Origin of the sequence: Nonomuraea sp. H19 (assembly GCF_052068215.1) — a bacterium.
In the GTDB taxonomy this organism is placed as follows: domain Bacteria; phylum Actinomycetota; class Actinomycetes; order Streptosporangiales; family Streptosporangiaceae; genus Nonomuraea.
Window position 1 is genome coordinate 16348 of sequence record NZ_JBQHCV010000050.1, and the last position, 21783, is coordinate 38130.

The 21783-nt window shown below is 69.6% G+C and carries 18 protein-coding genes and 3 pseudogenes; 13 read left to right on the plus strand and 8 right to left on the minus strand.

Going from position 1 to position 21783, the window contains the following annotated elements; genetic code table 11:
* Window positions 1–253 precede the first annotated feature (253 nt).
* Both ACTMTI_RS53165 and ACTMTI_RS53170 read left to right on the plus strand, forming a co-directional pair.
* Window positions 254–1183: an ABC transporter ATP-binding protein gene (locus tag ACTMTI_RS53165; RefSeq protein WP_441128689.1), complete on the plus strand. Its 930-nt coding sequence runs from the start codon at window positions 254–256 to the stop codon at window positions 1181–1183.
* Window positions 1180–3423: an alpha/beta fold hydrolase gene (locus ACTMTI_RS53170; RefSeq protein WP_441128691.1), complete on the plus strand. Its 2244-nt coding sequence runs from the start codon at window positions 1180–1182 to the stop codon at window positions 3421–3423. The genes ACTMTI_RS53165 and ACTMTI_RS53170 overlap by 4 nt, the downstream gene beginning before the upstream one ends.
* A gap of 348 nt (window positions 3424–3771) precedes the next feature.
* Here ACTMTI_RS53170 and ACTMTI_RS53175 read toward each other — a convergent pair whose 3' ends face one another.
* The gene (locus ACTMTI_RS53175) at window positions 3772–4812 is read right to left on the minus strand and encodes a trypsin-like serine peptidase (protein ID WP_441128693.1); all 1041 of its coding nucleotides are present in this window, start codon (window positions 4810–4812) and stop codon (window positions 3772–3774) included.
* Between the two features lie 526 nt (window positions 4813–5338).
* Here ACTMTI_RS53175 and ACTMTI_RS53180 point away from each other — a divergent pair.
* Complete coding sequence (locus ACTMTI_RS53180; RefSeq protein ID WP_441128694.1) at window positions 5339–5866, plus strand: DUF1062 domain-containing protein; 528 nt, start codon at window positions 5339–5341, stop codon at window positions 5864–5866.
* A gap of 92 nt (window positions 5867–5958) precedes the next feature.
* Window positions 5959–6471: pseudogene (locus ACTMTI_RS53185) on the plus strand (FAD-dependent monooxygenase); the annotation flags it as partial.
* Window positions 6472–6628: 157 nt separating this feature from the next.
* Here ACTMTI_RS53185 and ACTMTI_RS53190 read toward each other — a convergent pair.
* Entirely contained in the window at window positions 6629–6814 is a 186-nt protein-coding gene (locus ACTMTI_RS53190) for a hypothetical protein (RefSeq protein WP_441128696.1), read from the minus strand.
* Window positions 6815–6856: 42 nt separating this feature from the next.
* Between ACTMTI_RS53190 and ACTMTI_RS53195 the strand changes: the two genes are divergently transcribed.
* From ACTMTI_RS53195 to ACTMTI_RS53215, 5 genes and pseudogenes are all read left to right on the plus strand, one after another.
* Window positions 6857–7018 carry an aldo/keto reductase gene (locus ACTMTI_RS53195; protein WP_441128697.1) on the plus strand — a complete coding sequence of 54 codons (162 nt, stop codon included), beginning with the start codon at window positions 6857–6859 and terminating at the stop codon, window positions 7016–7018.
* Window positions 7019–7263: 245 nt separating this feature from the next.
* A pseudogene (locus tag ACTMTI_RS53200) lies at window positions 7264–7356 on the plus strand (hypothetical protein); the annotation flags it as partial.
* A 105-nt stretch (window positions 7357–7461) separates the two neighbouring features.
* Window positions 7462–7909, plus strand: a pseudogene (locus ACTMTI_RS53205) ((2Fe-2S)-binding protein).
* A 3-nt stretch (window positions 7910–7912) separates the two neighbouring features.
* Window positions 7913–8893, plus strand: coding sequence for an FAD binding domain-containing protein (locus tag ACTMTI_RS53210; RefSeq protein WP_441128698.1), 981 nt, complete (start codon window positions 7913–7915; stop codon window positions 8891–8893).
* A gap of 106 nt (window positions 8894–8999) precedes the next feature.
* Entirely contained in the window at window positions 9000–11096 is a 2097-nt protein-coding gene (locus ACTMTI_RS53215) for a xanthine dehydrogenase family protein molybdopterin-binding subunit (RefSeq protein ID WP_441128712.1), read from the plus strand.
* 78 nt (window positions 11097–11174) lie between these two features.
* Here the strand turns inward: ACTMTI_RS53215 and ACTMTI_RS53220 are convergent, their stop codons facing one another.
* From ACTMTI_RS53220 to ACTMTI_RS53240, 5 genes are all read right to left on the minus strand, one after another.
* Complete coding sequence (locus tag ACTMTI_RS53220) at window positions 11175–11594, minus strand: helix-turn-helix domain-containing protein (protein WP_441128700.1); 420 nt, start codon at window positions 11592–11594, stop codon at window positions 11175–11177.
* A 211-nt stretch (window positions 11595–11805) separates the two neighbouring features.
* A complete protein-coding gene (locus tag ACTMTI_RS53225) occupies window positions 11806–12855 on the minus strand; it encodes a LacI family DNA-binding transcriptional regulator (RefSeq protein WP_441128702.1) in 1050 nt (349 codons plus the stop codon).
* Window positions 12856–13061: 206 nt separating this feature from the next.
* On the minus strand, window positions 13062–14312 hold the full coding sequence (locus ACTMTI_RS53230) for an MFS transporter (RefSeq protein WP_441128704.1): 1251 nt from the start codon (window positions 14310–14312) through the stop codon (window positions 13062–13064).
* 349 nt (window positions 14313–14661) lie between these two features.
* Complete coding sequence (locus ACTMTI_RS53235; protein ID WP_441128706.1) at window positions 14662–15684, minus strand: zinc-dependent alcohol dehydrogenase family protein; 1023 nt, start codon at window positions 15682–15684, stop codon at window positions 14662–14664.
* Window positions 15685–15756: 72 nt separating this feature from the next.
* Complete coding sequence (locus ACTMTI_RS53240) at window positions 15757–16122, minus strand: cyclophilin-like fold protein (protein ID WP_441128707.1); 366 nt, start codon at window positions 16120–16122, stop codon at window positions 15757–15759.
* A gap of 307 nt (window positions 16123–16429) precedes the next feature.
* On the opposite strand from ACTMTI_RS53240, the gene ACTMTI_RS53245 reads away from it, so the two are divergent.
* The 4 genes from ACTMTI_RS53245 to ACTMTI_RS53260 all read left to right on the plus strand — a co-directional run bounded on the left by ACTMTI_RS53245 (window position 16430) and on the right by ACTMTI_RS53260 (window position 19267).
* Window positions 16430–17413: a helix-turn-helix transcriptional regulator gene (locus tag ACTMTI_RS53245; protein ID WP_441128708.1), complete on the plus strand. Its 984-nt coding sequence runs from the start codon at window positions 16430–16432 to the stop codon at window positions 17411–17413.
* A gap of 265 nt (window positions 17414–17678) precedes the next feature.
* A complete protein-coding gene (locus ACTMTI_RS53250; protein ID WP_441128714.1) occupies window positions 17679–18191 on the plus strand; it encodes a glutamate ligase domain-containing protein in 513 nt (170 codons plus the stop codon).
* 72 nt (window positions 18192–18263) lie between these two features.
* A complete protein-coding gene (locus ACTMTI_RS53255; protein ID WP_441128710.1) occupies window positions 18264–18956 on the plus strand; it encodes an aspartate/glutamate racemase family protein in 693 nt (230 codons plus the stop codon).
* Window positions 18953–19267, plus strand: coding sequence for a DoxX family protein (locus tag ACTMTI_RS53260; RefSeq protein ID WP_441128716.1), 315 nt, complete (start codon window positions 18953–18955; stop codon window positions 19265–19267). The genes ACTMTI_RS53255 and ACTMTI_RS53260 overlap by 4 nt, the downstream gene beginning before the upstream one ends.
* A gap of 273 nt (window positions 19268–19540) precedes the next feature.
* Here the strand turns inward: ACTMTI_RS53260 and ACTMTI_RS53265 are convergent, their stop codons facing one another.
* The gene (locus ACTMTI_RS53265) at window positions 19541–21295 is read right to left on the minus strand and encodes a zinc ribbon domain-containing protein (protein ID WP_441128711.1); all 1755 of its coding nucleotides are present in this window, start codon (window positions 21293–21295) and stop codon (window positions 19541–19543) included.
* Window positions 21296–21783: the final 488 nt, after the last annotated feature.

The window sequence follows — 21783 nt, forward strand, 5'->3', positions numbered from 1 at the left end:
CGAGTTCGTCGGTGGCACAGGTCCCGAACCGGGTGATGTGCGACCGCACGGTACGGCGACAGGGCCGCGATCTGGTCGGCGGTGCCCCTCGGCGGCCAGCTTTGGGAGTTCCGGGCCTTGATGAGCCGATCGCCCCAGTCATGGACGGCGCGGACGGTAGGCCTAGCCCTACCAGCAAAGGTGGGGAAGCACGCCCGGCGCGGTGGGCGCACCACCATCGAGATCGGCCGGCCGAGCAACGAGGCTGACGACCGTGATCGAAGTCAATGAACTGACCATGAGATACGGGGACAAGGTAGCCGTCGACGACCTGACGTTCGCCGTGGAACCGGGACTGGTGACCGGCTTCCTCGGCCCGAACGGCGCCGGCAAGTCCACCACCATGCGCGCCGTCCTCGGCCTGGAGGTGCCCAGCGCGGGCAAGGCGCTGGTGAACGGCCGCCCGTACGCCTCCATCCCCCGTCCCATGCGGTCGATGGGGGCGTTGCTCGACGCCGGAGCGGTGCACGGGGGCCGCAGCGCGTACGCGCACCTGGCCTGCCTGGCCCGCAGCAACGGCATCGGCCGCACCCGCGTGACCGCCGTCCTCGACCAGGTCGGCCTGACAGACGTGGCCGGCAAGAGAATCAGCGGCTTCTCGCTCGGCATGCGCCAGCGCCTGGGGATCGGCGCGGCGCTGCTCGGGGACCCGGGGGTGCTGATGCTGGACGAGCCGCTGAACGGGCTGGACCCGGAGGGCATCCGCTGGCTGCGCGACCTGCTGCGTTCGCTGGCGGACGAGGGCCGTACCGTGCTGCTGTCCAGTCACCTGATGAACGAGATGGCGCTCAGCGCCGACCACGTCATCGTCATCGGACGGGGCCGGCTGATCGCCGACACCGCCATGAACGCCCTGTCCGGGCACTTCCAGGGCGACGTGCTGGTCCGCACGCCCCACCCGGAGCAGCTCACCGCCATCATGCGCGCGCACGGGGCGACGGTGGTGGCCGAGGACGACGGCGCCCTGTCCGTCCGTCACCTGGACGCGGCCGAGATCGGCGTGCTGGCGCTGTCCGCAGGGATCGCGCTGGCGGAGCTGTCACCGCGCGGCGCGTCCCTGGAGGAGGCGTTCATGCGGCTCACCGAGGACAGCACCGAGTACAGGACCGGGAACAGGGCCACTCCGAAGGAGGCCGCCCGATGATCGACGTGATCGCTTCCGAGTGGCTGAAGCTCCGCTCGCTCCGCTCGAACCTCTACCTGCTGGCCTGCTCGGTGGCGGCCGTCCTGGCCTGCGCCGGGATCGCGTTCATGATCGGCCGCGGGTTCGACAACCAGACGATGGAAGAGAGGATGGCCTTCCCCGGCAACGGGGACGGCATCGGCAACGGGATCGCGGTCGCCTACTTCGTGTTCGCCGTGCTGGGCGCCCTGGCGATCACCTCGGAGTACGGCACCAAGATGATCCAGACAAGCCTGGTGGCCGTGCCGCGCCGGCAGGTACTCCTGCTGGCCAAGGTGCCGGGCCTGGCCGCGGTCGCGCTGGTGGCGGGTCAGGTTCTGGCGTTCGTCATGCACGCGGCCTCCATGGCGGTGCTCGGCGACCGGGCCGAGCAGTTGCTTCGCGACGGGGTGACGCTGGGCACGTCGCTGTCGGAGCCGGGCGCGCTCGCCTCGGTGATCGTCGCCGGGTTGTCGATGGCCGCGGTCGCGCTGATCGGGCTCGGCGTCGGGGCCGCCGTCCGCTCCACCCCCGGCGTGCTGGTCGTGCTGAGCGTGATCATCGTGGTGCTGCCGGTGGTGGCCAAGACGCTGCCCATGCCGCTGCGCGCGCAGGCCGGCTCCTTCATGATCGAAAATCTTCCGCTCCAGATCGCGGGGGTCGGTGGCGGGATCATGCCGCCTGCCGCGGCGGCGGGGCTGCTGGTCGCGTACGTGATCGCCGCGTTGACGGCGGGCGCCACGATGATCGCGTTGACCGGGCGCCGGATCAAGGTACTGGCGATCGGCGCGGCCGCGGCCGTCCTGGTCTCGGCGGTGCCCGCCGCCGCGGCCGGTTCGCCGGGCTCCGGCCCGTCGAGGCTGGCCTGGGCGGACTGCGCGGACAAGAACCTCTTCGAGGAGATGCGCTGCGCCTCGATCAAGGTGCCCCTGGACTGGGCCAAGCCGTCCGGGCGGAAGCTCGACCTGATTGTCGGCCTGCTGCCGGCCACCGGTGCCCAACGCCGGATGGGCACGGTGTTCGCGATCCCCGGCGGGCCGGGCGGCTCGGGCGTGGCGGATCTGAGTGAGAACGCGGGCAGCTTCGCCGAGCTGCGCGATCGTTTCGACGTGGTCAGCGTCGAGCCCCGCAACACCATCGACAAGGGGGTGCTGCCCTACGACTGCCTCGTCTCCGGCCCCTGGATCACCTGGCCCGATACCCGCGCCGAGTACGCCGAGCTGGGCAGGCGCAACCGGGCGGCGGCGGAGCGATGCCGCGCCGCCGATCCCGAGTTCTTCGACCACATGGATTCGGCCTCCGTGGCGCGGGACATGGAGGCGATCCGCGTCGCGCTGGGCGAGGAGAAGCTGAGCTTCATCGCCACCTCCTACGGCGGCGTACCCGGGATCGACTACTCCCGGCTGTTCCCCGGCCGGGTGCGCGCGATGGTGTTCGACGGCTCGGTCAGCCCGTACATGGACCGCGCGCAGGGCAGGCTCACCCATGAGGAGTCCTTCACCCGCTTCGCCGCCTGGTGCGCGGCGACCACCACCTGCGCGCTGCACGGCCAGGACGTCGGCGAGGTCTGGCGAGCGCTGGTGGCGCGGGCCGACCGCGTCCCGGTGCCGGTCAAGGGCGAATCGCCGCAGGCCGCCTACAGCGGGTTCGACATCAAGGAGGCCGCCGCTTCGAGCATCATCTCACCGGGTCCGGAGCCCGGGTTCCCCCGATGGACGGAACTGGCCGAGGCGATCAAGCGGGCCGCCGACAGTGACGCCTCAGGGTTCGCCGACTACGTCCGGCAAAGCACGAAAAGCCCGAAGGTCCCCGCGTTCATCGGGATGAACATGACCCACTGCCTCGACGGCCTGGGATTTCGTGACTACGAGGAGTACCGGAAGAAGCGCCGCAAGGGTGAGCGCCTGTTGCCGAACATCGCCGGGATCGAGCTCTGGCACCCGCTCGCCTGCGTCGGCTGGCCGGCCCCCGTCACCAACCCGCCCGCGCCGCTGCCTGCCAAGGGGCTGCCGCCCTACCTGGGCGTCGGCTCCTGGACGGACTTCGACGGTTCCGCGGACATCGTGCGGCGGGTGCCCGGCTCGGCCGCGGTCCAGTATCAGTGGCACGGCCACGGCCTCTACAACGCCGGCGTCTCCTGCATCATCTCCCACGTCAACCGCTACCTGATCAGCCTGCGCCTCCCCGCGCCGGGCACCGTGTGCCGCAAGGCCGTCACCTGACGGTCATCCGGTCCTGACGTTGGAGCACCTGCGCGAGCGTGGCCAGGTCGAACGTGCTGACGGCCCGGTGAGCCGAGGGGCCGGCCCGCCCGCGGTTCGTCCGGCTCACCGTGCAGCGCACTCAGACCACCGACGACGGCACGGTCGCCACCACGCTGCCGAGCGCGCTGACCAGGGAGAACGGGTCGTACATGTTCGGCGACACGCCGCCGGCTGCCCGGTGAGTACACGCGCGTCGTCCAGTGGGCCGGGAACGACACGTTCGGCAGTCGAAGGCGACGCTGACCGTCACGGCCGGCAAGGACCTCCCGGGCCGTCCCGATCCGTCGAGGCGACCCGGGAGGCGGCTCAACCAGATATGTACGTGATGGAGCCGGTCCAGCGGTGGGCGGCGTCCCGGTAGACCAGGAACAGCTCGGTGTCGAAGTACGGGGAGATGCCGGTGTCGTACCGGTTGTCGCCGTCGGTGTCGGCGACGCTGATCGTGAGGCCGTTGAGATAGCCGGTACGGGTGTCGCTCGCGTAGCCGGTCACCCACGCCGACCCGAGTGAGCCTTCACCGGTGAACGGCGACTCCACGCCGACGGGCCGGTCCGCGGGCAGGCCCGTCGGCTTCAGCGCGAACGTCGAGCCGGTCGACCGTTCAAGGGTCTGGCCCGTGTAAGGGCCGGTGCCGTCGGGGTGGGTCCCGGCGGGGTAGCCGAAGACGTCGGCCGTGGGCGGAAGCGGCTGGTTGATCGCGAGGCCCTGGCAGCCGACGTTGTCGCCCAGCCTGCCAACGTTGGTCAGCACATCCGGGGAGGAGACGACGACTCCGCTGTAGACGGTGACGAAGGCGTAGTCCCGGTCGTAGTCCCGGATGTCGTCGAAGTCGTAGTGGGTGATGCCCTGCTTGCCGACGTACAGGCCGAACGGGGTCGTGCCCTCGGAATAAGCCGGGACGAAGACCCACTTGCCGAGCCCGCCGGCCGGAGCCTCAGTATCGAGCATGCAGTGACCGGCGGTGGCGACGAGGTTGCGGAACTTCGACTGCACGGATGTGCCGGTGCACCAGTGCGGCCGGCCGTCGCCGCCGATGAAGAACACCTTGCCCGAAGTCGCGGGCAGGTCCCCGGCCGCCGGGTTCTCCGCCTCGACCGGCGGGACGCTGTGCGCGGGGCCGTCCGGGAGGATCTCGGTGGACAGGCGCTCGCCGCCGGCCACGGTTCGCAGGGTGTACGGCGTGGCGTTCCGCAGGTTGGCGGAGTCGTCGGCGAGCCAGAACCTGGCGACCTCCTGGGCCGTCGCCACGGCGGGGGCCAGCGGGACCGCCACTACGGACGCGGCCTGCGCGGGGCCGGCGACGACAGTGGAGCTCAGCACGCTCAGGCCGACGCCTAACGCGATCATTGCACGCCTCAAGGGCATTCTCCCGTCCGGTAGAGCCGGCCGATCAGCACGGCCGGCGAACATCAAGATCGTAACCACGGCCGAAGCCCGGGACTACAGATTTTAGATCACATGTTCGATCATCTGTCGCGTGACCAGGGTGCTGTTCGGGGAGTTCGAACAGCACCACAGCGCCCCGTGGGCTGCCGTTGAGATCATCGACGGCGCACCGATTGGCGTCACTGCAGGTCAAACGGTAAACACGAGGTATCGACCGGCCAGAGCCCGAGAAGTGTCCGTCGCCACCGACACTCCAGCGCCGAGATACGCGTTCTGCTGACGGCGGTCGCGAAAACGGGTGGATCTTTCGGATGGTGGTCACCTAGCCTGGGTCCTCACCCCAACGTGAGGACTTCGCGCGCATGACGCCGCCTGCTCTTTAAACCTGACACTCCCCCGCGCATCGGTCGCCGACGACGCCGTCGGCTCTGTTTTCCGTGCTCTTCGTCAGGTCTTCAGAGAGATCATGTCTTCACATCCTCATATCGTGCTGCCCTGGGCGGTGCGGCGCACCCGCCTGCCTCTGCTCGCCCTCCGCTGCGTGGCCTGCCCTTCCGGCCGCGCCACCATCGGCAACGGCAGGTTCCGCGTCAACGCCAACGGCAAACTTCTCGACGTCTGGCTCCTGGTCCACTGCGTTTCCTGTGGCCGGACCAGCAAGCTCACCGTCCACGATCGCGTCCCGGTCCGCTCACTGCCCGCTGACCTTCTGGCCGGTTACTCGGCCAACTCGCCTTCCCTCGTCGTGGCTACCCTTCTCGACCCGTTGATCGCCCGGCGCAACCGGTTCGCTCTCGATTGGGACGGGTGCTGGGAACTCCACACACCTCCCGTTCCCGAGGATCCGTGGCCCCTTCAGATCACGGTCACCTTCGACGATCCCGTGCCAGTCCGTCCCGAACGGCTCATCGCTCATGGATTAGGCATCAGTCGTCATGAGATCGCTCGCAGAGTCAAGATCGATATCCCACTGAACCGCAGGACGAAACTAGATTTCTCATTCGTCCTGGTGTAGTCGGTTCAGTAGGGCCAGGTGTCGGTGCGACGCTCTCCGCCAAGGCAGAAAACGGCTGTGCCGTGTTCTGCCTTGGTCAGGTCGACGCGGATCCGGCCGGCGTTCTTGGCGAGCCGGCCGACACAATGTCAAGGCTGCTGGCCGAGCGCGCCACCGAAGTCGGCGTCGAGATCCGGCGCGGCTGCGCGCTGGTCGGGCTGAGCCAGGACGGGGACGGCGTGACCGCTGAGCTGGCCGACGGCACGCAGCTGCGCTCACGCTACCTCGTCGGTTGCGACGGCGGCCGCAGGACGGTGCGCAAGCTGCTCGGCGTCGGCTTCCCGGGTGAGCCCACCAAGGTCGAGACGCTGCTGGGCGAGATGGAGGTGACCGAGGATCCGGCGACGGTTGCCGCCATCGTCGCGGAAGTCCGCAAGACCCAGCTGCGGTTCGGTGCCGGGCCTCTCGGGGACGGGGTGTACCGCGTCGTCGTGCCCGCCGAAGGGGTGGCCGAGGACCGCACGGTTCCGCCGGCCCTCGAGGAGTTCAAGCAGCAGCTGCGGGTGTTCGCCGGCACCGACTTCGGCGCGCACTCACCGCGCTGGCTGTCCCGGTTCGGCGACGCCATGACCGGACGGCGTCCCGCACGAGCTTGACCAGGTTCTCCACCGACGGATCGGCTTTCAGGGCGGCCACGTCGTCCTGGAGGATCTGCGGAGCAACGGCTCCACTTGGTCGATGTGTGAGCCCGGTGCCCTCACGCCCACCCGGTCGATGGTTCGACTAGGGGGTGGAGTCGCAGGGCTGATACTCCTTGGGCGCGCGCCGCTCGGTGGCTTCGATGTAGTCGGCGAGGGCTTGGCGGGAACGGGCGAGGGTGTCGATCTGCTCGTCCAGTCCATGCAGGCGTGCGCGCAGACCGTCCAGAAGTTCAGGGCACGGCTCCAGCTCGGGGTCCGGCCCGGTCATGCAGGTATGCCATCGCCCGGCCGATGGTGGGGAACGAGACCCGTGACCTCACCGACCCGAGTCTGGCTTTTGCGCCTGGTCAAGTCGCCGGTCATGCTGCCGATCCCCGGCATCTCTCAGGTCGCCCATCTGGACGAGAACCTCTCCGCCGCGATCATCACGCTCACCGACGAGGAAGCCGCCGCGCTCGAATCCCTCGCGTGAGCTCCCGATCGAGCAGGACGAGACGTGTCATCGCCAAGGCTGCGTCGGGCAGGGTGGTGTGGGCCGGAGAGACCCGTTTCCTCGTACGGTTGTTTGGTCGGTTCTGGGGTGTACTGCCAGTAGATGTCTTAACAGTGACTCCCACGCGGATGCGGGTATGTGGTGTTGTCGATCGCATGTCCGAACTGCCTGATCCACCACGTTCTTCGGCCGCGGACTTCCTGCCGACGACCGAGTCGACGTCCATGCCAGAATCCCCATCGGATTTCTCGTCGGACTTCACGTCAGAGTCGTCGTCGGCGTTGTCCCGGCGTACGTTCATCGCCGCCTCGGCTGTTGGCGGGGCTGCCGCCGTCGCGGGACCGTCGCTGTTGGACACAGAACCCGCCGCCGAGGCCGCCGCCGCCGACGCGGTTGCCGAGGGGTTCGGCAGTCGCGTCACGGTGACGGTGAACGGGACTCGTCGCACCGTCACCGTCGACAACCGCACGTCGCTGCTGGATCTGCTGCGTGAGCACCTCGGGTTGACCGGCACGAAGAAGGGCTGCGACGCCGGGGCGTGCGGTGCGTGCACGGTGCTGGTGGACGGGCGGCGTGTCAACGGGTGTCTGACGTTGGCGGTGCGACTGGCGGGTGCGGAGGTCACCACGATCGAGGGCCTCGCGTCTGGCGAGAAGCTGCATCCGTTGCAGCAGGCGTTTCATCGACCAGGACGCGTTCCAGTGTGGTTTCTGCACGCCGGGGCAGATCATGTCCGGGGTCGGGTGTATCCGGGAGCGTCACATCGGGTCGCCGGAGGAGATCCGGGAGTGGATGAGCGGGAACATCTGCCGCTGCGGCTGTTACGTGAAGATCGTCCGGGCGGTCGAGCAGGCCGCGAAGGCCGGGTGACCCATGTTTCCTTTTGCCTACACCAAAGTCGCTGACACGCGGGAGGCGCTGGCCGCCGGCCAGCGCGGCGGCCGGTACATCGCGGGCGGCACGACGCTGGTCGACCTGATGCGCGAGACCGTCGAACGCCCCGAGGCGGTGGTCGATATCAGTGCGCTGCCGCTGCGGGACATCACTACCACCCGCGACGGCGGGTTGCGGATCGGTGCGCTGGTGCGGATGTCCGAGGCGGCCGCGGACCGGCAGGTGCGGGGCGCGTTCCCGGTGATCTCCGAGGCGTTGGAGCTGAGCGCGTCGGCGCAGCTGCGGAACATGGCCACCATCGGCGGCAACATCATGCAACGCACCCGCTGCACCTACTTCCGCGACGTGAGCGCGGCCTGCAACAAACGCCGCCCCGGCTCCGGATGCGCGGCACTGGACGGCTTCAACCGCACCCACGCCATCCTCGGCACCTCCAGCCAATGCGTGGCCACGCATCCCTCCGACGTCGCCGTGGCCTTCGCGGCGCTGGAGGCGAGCGTGCGGCTGCTCGGCCCTGGCGGTGAGCGCACTGTGCCGTTCGCCGACTTCCTGCTCCAGCCCGGCACCACCCCGGACCGCGAACAGGCGCTCCAGCGCGGCGAGCTGATCACCGCGGTGGAGATCCCCGCTCATCCACGCCCGCTATGGTCCGGCTACCTCAAGGTGCGGGACCGGCAGAGCTATGAGTTCGCCCTCACCTCCGCGGCCGTGGCGCTGCACGTCCAGGATGGGGTCATCCGGACGGCGAAGGTCGCCGCGGGCGGTGTGGGCACCGTGCCGTGGAAACTGCCTGCCGTGGAGCGGTATCTGGTCGGCAAGCGGCCGTCGGACGCGCTGTGGACCGAGGCCGCGGAACGCGCGGCGGACGGGGCCAAGCCACTCACGCACAACGGTTTCAAGGTCGAGTTGCTCAAGCGCACGGTGGCACGCCAGCTGCGCGTGGTGGGAGGTACCCGATGACCCTGCAGCCACAGGTCGCTGTCGGCACCCCGCACTCCCGGGTGGACGGACGGCTGAAGGTGACCGGAGCGCGCGCTACGCCGCCGACCACGGCCCTGAGGACGGCATCGACGGGGCCGCGTACGCGGTCGTGGTGGACAGCAGCATCGGCCGCGGACGGATCACCGGTGTCGATACCAGCACCGCAACCGCACAGCCTGGTGTGCTGGCGGTGCTCAGCCACCGCAACGCGCCTCGTTTGCCCTATCAGGACAATCCGGGGTCGAACAACCCACCGGGCAGGCGGTTGCGGGTTTTCCAGGACGACCGGGTGCTGTTCTTCGGGCAGCCGGTCGCCGTCGCGGTCGCCACCACCCTGGAGGCCGCGCAGCACGCGGCGAGCCTGGTCCAGGTGTTCTACGATGCCGAGCAACCCACCACGGACCTGACCTCCGCGCCGGCCGACAAGCCGGAGACCTACGCACGTGGCGACGCCGACACCGCGCTCGGTACGGCGCAGGTCCGCCTGGACATGACCTACCGGCTCGCCCGCAACCATCACAACCCGATGGAGCCGCACGCCACGATCGCCCGCTGGGATGGCGGGAAACTGACGGTGTGGGACAAGACCCAGTGGGTGACGAACGGCACGCAGGTCGAACTGGCGGCCGTGTTCGGCATCTCCCAGAGCTCGGTGCGGGTCATCTCGCCGTTCGTCGGGGGTGGGTTCGGCAGTGGGCTGCGGTGCTGGCCGCACACTGTCGTCGCGGCGCTGGCTGCCCGCGAGACCGGCCGCCCGGTCAAGCTCGTCCTGTCCCGCCGCCAGCTCTACTTCGGCACCGGATACCGGCCCGTCTACGAGTACAAGGTGCGCATGGGCAGCGACCGGCGCGGCCGGCTCACCGCGATGACGCACGACATCAAGGCCGAGACGTCGAGCTATGAGACGTTCACCGAGGGGGTCTTGGCGCCGGGGCAGATGCTCTACAGCATGCCCAACGTCCGTCAGGCGTATGCGACGGTGCCGCTGGACGTGAACACCCCGATCTGGATGCGGGGCCCTGGCTTCGCCACCGCCTCCTACGTCATCGAGTCCGCCATGGACGAACTCGCCCACGAACTCGGCATCGACCCGATCGAACTGCGACTGCGCAACGAACCCGCCGAGGACCCGTCGTCCGGGTTGCCGTTCTCCACCCGGAGGCTCCGCGAGTGCTACCAGGTGGGCGCCCGCGAGTTCGGCTGGCATCGCCGCAACCCGAAACCGCGGTCGACACGGGACGGTGACTGGCTGATCGGCACCGGCATGGCCGCCGCGGTCTACGACACCGGAGGGTTCCCAGCCCAGGCACATGTGCGGCTCGACGCCGACGGCACCGCCCTGGTGCAGTCCGCGACCAGCGACATGGGTCCCGGCACCTACACCTCCATGCCGCAGGTCGCTGCCGACGCGCTCGGCCTCACCATGACCACGGTCGACTTCCGGTTGGGTGACTCGATCATGCCGCGGACCGGGCCGCACGGCGGCTCGACGACCATGGCCAGTGTCGGCACCGCGATCCTGGACGCCAGCGACCAGGTGCGCCGGCGGGCGATCACGTTGGCGGTCAACGACCCCCGGTCACCCCTGCACCGGGTCGACCCGGACGACGTGATCGTCCGCAAGGGACGACTCCAGGTGAAGAACGACCCGGCCCGCGGGGAGACCTACCAGCAGTTGCTGACCCGCAACCAGCGCTCCCACCTCGAAGCGATCGGCGACTACGCCGGAGCGAACCACGACCGGTTCTCCATGTCCGCCTACGGCGCGGTGTTCACCGAGGTCGCCGTCGACGCCCGCCTCGGCCTCGTCCGAATCCGGCGCATGCTCGCCGTCTACGACGCCGGCAAGATCGTCAACCCCAAGCTCGCCGACAGCCAGGCCATCGGCGGCATGGTCGGCGGCATCGGCCAGGCTCTGCTCGAACACACCGTCACCGACCCCCGCGACGGCCGCATCGTCAACGCGAACCTCGCCGACTACCTCGTGCCCGTCAACGCCGACATCCGAGACCTGCGCGCCATCTACCTCAACGGCAACGACCCCGAAGCCAACCCCCTGGGTGTGAAGGGACTCGGCGAGATCGTGCTGGTCGGCATCGCACCCGCCATCGCCAACGCCGTCTTCCACGCCACCGGCCGCCGCGTCCGCGACTTCCCCATCACCGCCGACGCCCTGCTATAACCCCTGCCGAGAAATCCCTGGGGCGTGACAAGATCGTGGTCACGCCCCAGAGACGCAGGGTTCGCGGGCCGGAGGGGGTCACGGGTGCTGGTCGCGGGGAGGACTCGCCGCGCGGTGTCTGATCTCGCCTTCGGCCAGGGTGCGCAGGCTCCAGGTGGAGTGGCCGGTGATGCCCCACTCGGCGGGGGCCGTGCGGGCGATGAGGCAGATGTGCTCGCGCGTCTGCTCACTGATCGCCGGTGGCCGGCCCCCGCTCCATTTTGGGTCCAGCGCGTCGAACCCCCGCTCGTTGAAGGCGTGGATGACATCACGCACATAATCGTCGCTGACCTGCATCAACGAGGTGATGTCCGGCACGCTTTGGCCCTGGCCGGACATCATCACCACGATCGCCCGGCGCAGCTTGACCGGGTCCTTGGCGGTCCGGGTGATGCGCTGTAGTTTGCGGCCCTCCTCCATCGACAAGGGCCGGACGAACACATCCGGTCGGCGAGCCACGACCACCTCCCAAGAGTTGCAGAGGCAGTCAGCCTGACGGGTTCACCGTCCGAGATCAATTACCGGGTCAACGTTCAGAGACGAGCCACTAGACAATATTCCAGGGCGGTGCTGGAGCTGCGCTCCCAAGGCCCGCGATGCCCGATGAGCTTGTTGTTTGTCAGAGACTGCCATGTGCCTGGGCGCCTGATCCGTCGGGTATGCGCGGGTCCTATGCGGTGTCGCAGCTGGGAGAAGGTTGTGGAGTCAGGGTGGCCAGGCTGGATTCGCGCACGACCAGCTCGGTCGCGAGTTCGATGTGGCGGGACTCGATCGCCTGGCCGGCAGCCAGGCGCAGCGCGGTGCGCAGGGCGAGCGCGCCCATCTCGCGCAGCGGCTGTCGGATGGTGGTCAGCCGCGGCGAGGTCATGGAGGCGATCTGGGTGTCGTCGAAGCCGACGACGCTCAAGTCCTGCGGGACGCGCAGCCCGCGGCCCCGGGCGGCGTGCAGGACGCCCACGGCGATTTCGTCGCTGGCGGCGAAGACGGCCGACGGCATGGGCCGCAGATCGAGCAGCCGCTGTGCTTCGCGCAGCCCGTCCGGGTAGCAGTAGCCCGCGGCGCGGACGTATCCGGGCAGCACGGGCACGCCCGCGGCCTCCATGGCGGCGCGGTAGCCGTGCATGCGGGCCTGGTTGGCGGTTGTGTCGGCGGGGCCGCCGAGGTAGGCGATGCGGCGATGGCCCAGGGCCAGCAGGTGCTCCGTGGCGGCCAGGCCGCCGGCGAAGTTGGTGGAGCCGACACTGGCCACCTGGCCGTCGGGCAGGTTCAGCGGATCGACGACGACCACCGGCAGGCGGGCCCGCGACAGCGCGGCGCGTTGGGCCGGGCTCGGCTCGCAGGCCACCGTGATCACCGCTCGCCGCCCGGCGGCGACCAGGCCGCGGGTCCACAAGGTGCCGCCGCCGGCCATGCTCGCGCTGTCGGCGACGACGATTGCCGCGCCCGCCTCGGCTCCGGCCTCGATCATGCCGTTGACGATCTCGGCGGAGTAGGCGCACAGTTCCCCGGGCGGCTGGACCTCGACCGTGGCCGGCGCGCCGTCCTGGCGGCGGGACGGGGAAGGGGCGTAGCCGTGTTCCGCCAGAAGGGACCGCACCAGCGCCCGGGTGGCCGGTGCGACGTCGCTGCGGCCGTTGAGCACCTTCGACACGGTCGCCACGGAGACACCGGCCGAGGCGGCGATGGTGGCCAGCGTGACACGTCCGGCGCCGGTTGGCATCCATTCCTCCCTCATAACCGGCATCTGCCGCATAGGTGATGACAGGCCGAGATCAGCAGTAGTGACGCGCGCACCCTCAGCTAGGGAAGGTGATGGCCTTATGCCGCCACCGGACCCGGCAGGCCGGCCGGGCCGGGGACCCGCCGAATACGCGGTTTTCAGAGCTTCGGACACCTCGAGCGTTGACAGACAACTTCAGGAATCGCTCAGGAACGGTCCCGGGTCCTGGTCTGGGCCGGCGGGCCCGCCGCCGCTCCAGGCTGAGGCGAAGGTGTCTCGGACCGGGTGGCATGCATCAGAGCCAGCGCGGTCAGCGGTACGGCGGTCAGTACGGCCGCCACCGTGCCGACCAGGGGAGGGCCGGCCTCCCGCAGGGACGAGGCCAGGGCGATGCCTGCGGCCCAGGAGCCGATGGTGACGCCCACGTTGGACGCCGCGCTGCCCAGTGACGTGGCGAGGGTCGGCGCGGAACCGGCGAAGCGCACAACGAGCGCGCCGAGCACCGGGGTCGCCGCGAAGCCGGTCACGCCCAGGAGGATCACCAGGACGACGGTCACCCCCGGGCTGGTGGAGAAGAACACCAGCAGGCAAAGGATCAGCGTGGTCGCCCCGGCCGAGACGATCATCGTGGCCAGCGGCCGGTCGTCGCCCACGCGCCCGCCGGCCGCGGTGCCCAGCACGGCGCCCACACCGTAGGCGGCCAGAACCAAGGGCACGGACCCGATAGGGACGCCGGCGCGGTCGGTGAGCAAAGGTGAGATGTAGCTGTAGGTCGCCAGGACACCACCCAGGAGAAGGGCGATGAAGCCGAGCACCAGCCAGAGCCGCCGCTGCCGCAGCGCGGCGAACTCGGCCCGGACGGAGGGTGGTTGCTGTCGCGGCTCGTCCGGGATGAACCGGCCGACGACTGCCGCGGCGCCGGCCGACAGCGCTGCGAGCACCCAGAACGGCGCGCGCCAGTCGGACACCTGGCCCAGCCATGAGCCCAGGGGCACTCCGACGACGTTGGCCACCGTCAGGCCCCCCATCAGCAGGCCCATGGCGCGTGAGGTTGCCGTCGGTCCTGCCGCGATGGCCGCCATGACCGTGGCCAAGCACCAGAAGGCGCCCGTGGCCAGAGCGGTCACCACGCGCGAAACGAGCACGACGGCGAAGTCCGAGCTCAGCGCGGCGACCACATGGCCGAGGGCGAACACGACGAGTGCGAGAACCAGCGTGGAGCGCCGCGGCAGGCGCAACGTCGCGATCGCCATCGCCGGAGGGCCGATGATCATGCCTGCGGCGAATGTTGTGACCAGCAGGCCGGCTTGGGACACGCTGACGCCCAGATCGTCTGCGATCTCGGGCAGCAGACCGGCCACGACGAATTCGGTGCCGCTCATGAGGAACGTGCCGGCAGCCAGCACCCACACGACAAGGGGCAGTCGGCGGGATCGGCTGTCTTGTGAGGGTGACATGCGGGGCATGCTCTTTTCAGGGTGGCGTACGACGGCCGCATGGTGCGGCCTCGCATGGCTTGCTCGGTGGGGCGTCGCACGGCGTCGCGTCGTGCATACGTCAGGTCAGGGGTTTTCCTCCCTTGCCTGGTGTGGAGAGCGGGGCGCACCTTCCGGCGCCGCTGCGCGGAACGGCTTGTCATGGCGGGCGGTCCGTTTTCGGCAGCCAGTGGGTGAGTGCCGTGATGGCGTCTATGTGTGGATGTCTCGCCTCGCGCGTGGGTGGGTGCAGGGCGCGCGCCGATGCGGGCCATGGTGGTCATGCTGTCCTCCTGGATGATCGAGCCGGGTCGGGGCGAGGCCGGCCTGGTCAGGGACGCAGGAGAACCTTGATCGCCTCGCGGTGGTCCATGGCCCGGTAGCCGGCGGCGGTCTCGTCCAGCGGAAGTTCGAGGTCGAAGACCTTGCCCGGCTCGATCTGGCGGGTCCAGATCCGGTCGATCAGGTCGGGCAGGAACCGGCGTACGGGCGCGGGCCCGCCGTGCAGATGGACGTGGGAGAAGAACAGCTCCATCCCCGGCAGGGCGACGTCATGCGTGACGCCGACGTAGCCGACGTGCCCACCGGGCCGGGTCGCGTGGATCGCCTGCATCATCGCCTCCTGGGTGCCGACGGCTTCGATGACCGAGTGCGCGCCCAGCCCGCCGGTCAGCTCCTTGACCGCGGCCACGCCGGCGTCGCCGCGCTCGGCGACGACGTCGGTGGCGCCGAACTCCAACGCGAGCTTCTGCCGCGCGTCGTGGCGGCTCATCGCGATGATGCGTTCGGCGCCGAGTTGCTTGGCGGCCAGCACGCCGAGGAGCCCGACCGCGCCGTCACCGACCACCGCGACGGTCTTGCCGGGGCCGGCCTCGGCGGCGACGGCGGCGAACCAGCCCGTGCCCAGCACGTCGGAGGCGGCGAGCAGGCTCGGCACCAGATCATCGGGGGGTGAGGCCGGGGTGGCGACCAGGGTGCCGTCAGCCAGCGGGACCCGCATGCGTTCGGCCTGCGCGCCGCCGGGGGCGGCGGCTTCCCGGCGCAGGCAGGAGGGCTGGTAGCCGGACCGGCAGATCTCGCAGGTGTTGTCGGAGGCGAAGAACGAACCGACCACGAACTGGCCCGGCCGCACCGTGGTGACCGCGGATCCGACCTCCTCGACGATGCCGGCGTACTCGTGGCCCATCGGCCGCGGCCCCTCGAGTTTCTCCACGCCTCGATACGGCCACAGGTCCGAGCCGCAGATACAGGTCGCCGACAAGCGGACGATCGCATCGGTCGGTTCGATGATCTGCGGATCGGGACGGTCCTCGACGTGGACCTCACCAGGGGCGGTCATGACAGCAACACGCATGAGCAGAGCACTTTCCTTGTAGGCGGTGATGGTGGTCGGTGATGGTGATGGTGGTCGGTTCAGGCGGTGAGTTCAGGAGCTGGTTGCGGCGGCCAGATCGATCCGGACCACGACCCGGCTGCCCGCGTCGGCGAGCCTGTCCAGGCCGGCCTCGACGACGCCGAGGCGGACCAGGCCCGGATCGGGCACCGCCTGGCCGAGGTCGTCGTAGTAGACGGCGATCATCCCGCTCGGGGGCCAGAAGGCGATGTCGCCCGGGGTGGGATCATGGACCGGCGTGCCGCCCTCGACTGCGAGCAGGTGCGGCAGCCGCCCCGACTTCGCCTGCCCCCACACGTCCTCGAGCTGCACGGTCAACGGCAGCATCGCAGCGAAGCGCCGCGATGGCGGCGTGTCGGTCAACCTCGCGGCCGCGGCATGGTCACCGAACCGCAGCACCACCGGCATCCCCGAGGCAGCGCTCGCCGGACCCGACGATAACCCCGACCGTGGTGCCGATTGTGTAACCGACGGTGACATGGGCCCGGTGACACGCGGGTCTGCTGAGAGCGAGCATCCGGCCAGGGCGGCGACCATCGACACGGTCAGCAGGCAGGCGGCCAGGCAGCGGGTCCAAACGGCGGCAGTCACGGCATCGGTCATGGCATCCAGCAAAGTCGGGGCCGCCTCCGGGAAGGAAGTCACTCCTGATGGGTGTACTCCCAGTACATCCCAACCTCCCGGGGGCTTGTCATACCGTCGCGTCATGGACAACCGGCCCCAAGTGCGCGAATTCCTCACCTCACGCCGCGCCAAGATCACCCCCGAGCAGGCCGGCCTGCCTGTCGCCGGTCACCGCCGAGTCCCCGGGCTACGGCGCAGCGAGGTCGCCGCCCTGGCCGGGATGAGCGTTGAGTACTACGCGAAACTCGAACGCGGCTCCCTGGCCGGAGTCTCAGCCAGCGTTCTCGACGCGATCGCCCGCGCCCTGCAACTGGACGACGCCGAACGCGCCCATCTGCTCCGCCTTGCGCACGAGGCCGACGGCAGCAACGCCATCCTGCGGCCCCGCCGCCGCCCGAAGCAGTGGACCATCCGGCCAAGCCTGCAATGGTCGCTCGACACCATCAACGCCCCGGCGATCATCGGCAACAACCGGATGGACCTGCTCGCCGCCAACCACCTTGGACGGGCCATGTACTGCGACCTCTACACCGACCCCAGCAGCCCACCCAACTTCGCCCGGTTCACCTTCCTCGACAGTGCGGCCCGCCGCTTCAACGCCGACTGGGAGTTGGCCGCTGACATGTGCGTCGCGAACCTGCGCACCGCAGCCGGCAAAGACCCCCACGACAAGAGCCTGCACGACCTCGTCGGTGAGCTGTCCACCCGCAGCGACGACTTCCGCCGCCGCTGGAGCGCCCACAACGTCCGCACCCACGGCACCGGCGTCAAACACTTCCACCACCACATCGTCGGCGACCTTACTCTCGCCTACGAAAGCGTCGACCTACGCGCCGAACCCGACCTCACCATGACCATCTACACTGCCGAACCCGGCTCACCGACTGCCCACGCCCTCACCCTCCTCGCCTCGTGGGCGGCCACCTTGAGCGCCAGCGGCCAGGCGTGCCATGTCAGCGGCAGGACAGTGCAGTCCGGGACCATGTGTGTCGCGGGAGGGGACGGCTTGATGGGCGATGACGCCGGCGGCCAGGCACATGGCTCCAGTGACCGCCATTCCGGATGAGGGACCCAGAGCCGCCATCCCCCCGGTGGCAGCCGCCAGAGTGCATGTTCCAAGCTCATCCGCGTCGTGCTGAACCGTGCGATGCCCCCCCTCCGCGCTGGGAGGGCACGTACGTGAGTCCTGCCCATCTGGAACGCCTTCGGTCAGGCCCCGACACAGCCCGATGACTCCGCGCGGCACGAAGCGGAAGAACCGTTGAGGGCACGCTCAGCAGGCTGAGCATAACCGCCGCAGCGGATGACTGTCCCTTTCTCCCGTACTTGGTCTGCCCCCCTACAACGCCAACCCCGAATCCATGCGGGCCGGGCTGCGGGCGGTGAAGGCCCTGGCCGGCACCCGTCGTACCGTCGCCGTGCTCGGCGCGATGGGGCAGCAGGCGGACGCCTCCCACGCCCGGCACGCGGAGATCGGCCGACTCGTCGCCGACCTCCGCTTCAACGTGCTGACCGCGGTCGGAGCAGGGGATCCGCTCGCGATGGCGGAGGCAGCGGAGTCCTTGGTGGTCGCGGCTGCAGGGCACGCCCTCTGGCTGACCGAGCGAGGCAGCCGCTTTCGCTTCGCCGTGATGGCCAGCCGCGGCACGTACGCCACCACCGACCTTCGACCGCTCCTGACCGAACGGGGTTTCCAGCTGTCGCAGAGCCAGGTCTACCGGCTGGTCGTCGAACGGCCGGAACGGCTGAATCTGCGCATACAGCTGGCCCTGCTGGACATTCTCGACTGCACGATAGGGGACCTGATCGAGCCGATCCAGAGCACGGACGGCCCGGACGGCTGAACAGCTTTTGGTCTTCTAAATGAGCAGGCACTCCGTCTAGCCTGCCGGCACAAGCTGGCGAAACGGAGTTCCATGCGCACTATCGGTCTCATCGGCGGGTTGAGCTGGGAATCGACGGTGATCTACTACCAGATCATCAACCAGCGGGTGCGCGAGCGACTCGGCCGCAGCCATTCCGCCAACAGCCTCATCTGGTCGATCGACTACACGACCGTTGAGGACCTCATCTTCGCCGACCGCTGGGACGAGGTGAGTACGTTGCTGACCGGTGCCGGCAGGAAACTGGAGGATCTCGGCGCCGACCTCCTTCTCGTCTGCAGCAACACCTTCAGCCGGGTGAGCGACGACGTGGCGCGGGCGGCGACCGTGCCCGTGCTGCACATCGCCGACGCCGTGGGCGCCGAGGTCCGCGGCAGGGGCATGCGCAAGGTCGGTCTGCTGGGCACTCGCTTCACCATGGAGCAGCCCTTCTACCGGGATCGGCTGGCCGCCCACGGCTTCGACGTGGTCGTCCCGCAGCGTGAGCAGCGGGAACTGGTCCATCGCGTGATCTTCGACGAACTGGTGCGCGGGGTGCTCCAGGAATCGTCCAGGGACGCGTACGCCCAGATCATCGATGATTTCGCAGACGACGGCGCTGAAGGCGTCATCCTCGGCTGCACGGAGATCGAGCTGCTGATCAGTGAGAAGGACAGCGCCATCCCGGTGCTGCCGAGCGCTCGACTGCACGCGGAGGCGGCGGCCGGCTTCGCGCTTGCCGACTGACACGCCTCGGTCACGTTGAGTGGGGTTACCCGTCCTGGATGCGCTTCGTCATCGGCAGTCTGGAAGGCCTCAGCGCCATCCCGCTCGCAATTCCCAGTAGACGAACACGCTTCCTGGGCGCGACCACGCTGGCGTTCGTGCTCACCGGAGAGGTCACCACGCACATCATCAGCCCAGACGGGCTGAGTGAAAGCTGGGCCGCGCCGACACACCTCGTCATGGCCGGCGCTCTTGCGCTGGCCAATTGGCCCGCCGACTGGCGAGACCTCCTGCGGGCCCCTGCAGGCCGGGCTCCATATCCAACGCAGTGACGGAGCAGCGTCTTGAATTCTCTATAATTCCCTGAGGGAATCAGGCAATTAGGACGGGCGTAGCCTGGCCCAAGCCGCTTGTGCGCTCGGCGAGTGCGAGCACAGGGGCGGCTTGGGCGTGGTGGAAGCCGGTCCGGTGGTGAGAATTCCTGACATGCCCTGTCCGGTACGGCGGTCGCCGTTCCGTCTGGGGTGCATGGCCCGCCGGACGCTGTCCACTCCCGGCAGGGAATGGGGCGGGCACCGTGCGCCGGTCGGGCACACGGCTGGAGGTCATCGGGTTGTCGAGCGTGTGGCTCTGTGTGCGTGCGGGCCGTTTCGGGGTGGAACGGTTCTTGGATCTGTCCCGCGGGGGTGCAGGTCGGTCCGGGTGCGGCGGGCGCGGCGAGCGGCCCGGGTGGGCTTGCGCGTTCGGCGGGCGCGGGCGATGTTGCCCTCCACCGCCGTGCCGATGGTGCGCTCCCCGGTGGTGCGGTGGGTGCGGGTGGCCTGCTGGCCGAGCAGACCGCGGGAGACGATCCGCTCGGCCGCCGCCCAGTCCCGGTCACACGACAGCCCGCAGGCCGGGCAGGACGCCCACGCCCAGCCCTTCTCGGTGAGCCGGTCCGGGGCCGGGCAGTGCTGGAGCGCCGAGGTGCCGGTCCCGCAGCGGGGGCAGTATTTGGAGGTGCCGCGGGCCGGGACGGTGACCACGGCGATGGTGTGCTTGGCCGCCAGGTGCCGGATCGCCTCGGCGATCTGCCCGCGCACCTGCCCCGACAGGCGCGCGTTCGCCCGCCCGCGGCGTCCGCGCGCTTCCAGGGTGGCCAGGTCTTCTAGGTAGACCACCGTTGCCCCCGCGGCGGCGGCCTGGTCGACCGCCCAGCGTGCCGCCGACCAGGCCAGCGCCTTGTTCAGGTGGCGGATGCGCGCGCACACGCGCTCGTGCTCGACCCCGAGGACCTCGCAGGCCGCGGCCAGCTTCGCGTGGCGGGGGTCGGCGGGCGTGAGGCGGGCCAGCAGCCGTTCCAGATGCTCGTGCTTGGCGGCCAGATGCTCGCGCTCGGTCCGCAGCCGGTGCAGCTTGGCGGAGATGCCGGTGGCGTCGTAGGTCAGCGGCCGCCCGTCGCAGAGGACCCGGCCGCCGGTCAGTCGTCCTGTCGCGCCGGTGAGCAGGGTGTTGAGGCCCCAGTCGAACCCGCACGCGACCACGTGGCCGGTGGCGGGCGCGAAGCCGATCGGGGTCTGGAACGGCAGATCGACACGCACCCGGCCCTTGCTCACCCGTAGCGTGGGGGTGCACAGCTTGGCCTGGGGTGGGACGGTGGGCGGCAGTGTGATCGGCAGCACGTGCCAGGCCCAGTCCCTGCCGGAGGCGGGGGATTCGGCCAGGGGGAGGCGTACCCGCAGGCGGGCGCTGTCTTCGCCGGTGCGTTCCAGGGTGAGGAGTTGCCGGTCGGCCGCGGCCAGCACGATCTGCGCCGCAATGTTCGGGGGTTCTTCCAGGTCGGTCAGATCGGCCGGCAGAGCGCCATGCTCATCGCGGTAGGCGCGGATCTGCCGGGTGCGGTTGCGGATCTCCGCCGGGCTCACCCCATCCGGCAGCATCTTGCGCAGCGCCTGCCACTCGGCGCCGGTCCGCTTACGCGCATCGGCCGGCCAGGTCGCCGCGATCGCCGCGATCGCCGCGACCAGCGTGCGCCGGTGCAGCGCTAGCCGCAATGCGCGAGCGGCCTGCTCTTGTGCGCACCGCAGCACCCGATCGCAGACATGCACGCCCGCGGCCGGGGCCACGGCCCAGCCGAGCCTGCGCAGGGCCATCCAGCCTTTCGACGGCAACGCCCGCCCGTCCAGACCTACCCCGCAGGCCAGCGCGTCCAGATCCGCTGGATTCCACCGCTCGGCGACCAGCCGGGCGGTCAGGTCCCGGGCCAGGCCGGCCAGCCACGCCACCCGCTGCACCAGCAGCGCCTGAGAAACGATCTCGCCGCTCTGCTCTACCACCGCGGCATGGGCGGTGCAGGGGGCGGTCGCGGTGAGCTTGCTCATACACCACCCCCTGTTCCGGGGCGGTATCGAGGCGTGTACTGCACGATCTGCACCCCGCCACCCCTCCCCCCTTCCTCCACGTTATGTAGCCGCAACACTACCAACGGTTTGCATCGTGCGGTAGAACATTTGAGCGATACATATCTAGCTGATCCCACATCCACTCCGCACCGCGGGACCGCAACACCGGCCAACGCGTCCAGGCCCGCTTGGCCGAAACGGCGCTCGGTATAAGAGCCTGCCCGCTTGCGCCAAGCGAATCCGACCCTGATCCGCCCACAGGCGCACTAGCCCCCACGCCTGACCGCCACCCTCGACAAAGTCGCTACGGGATCACGACATAACCACAGGCTTTCATAGCGAATATGAAGGACCGGTCATACCCTGACCGACAAGCGCTGTCGCTACTCAGGATCTGGCTCAAAGTCCGTGAATGGGTGACGAAGCGTGATGATCGTTAGGTCGTGAGGAGTACTCGTTTGCGCAGA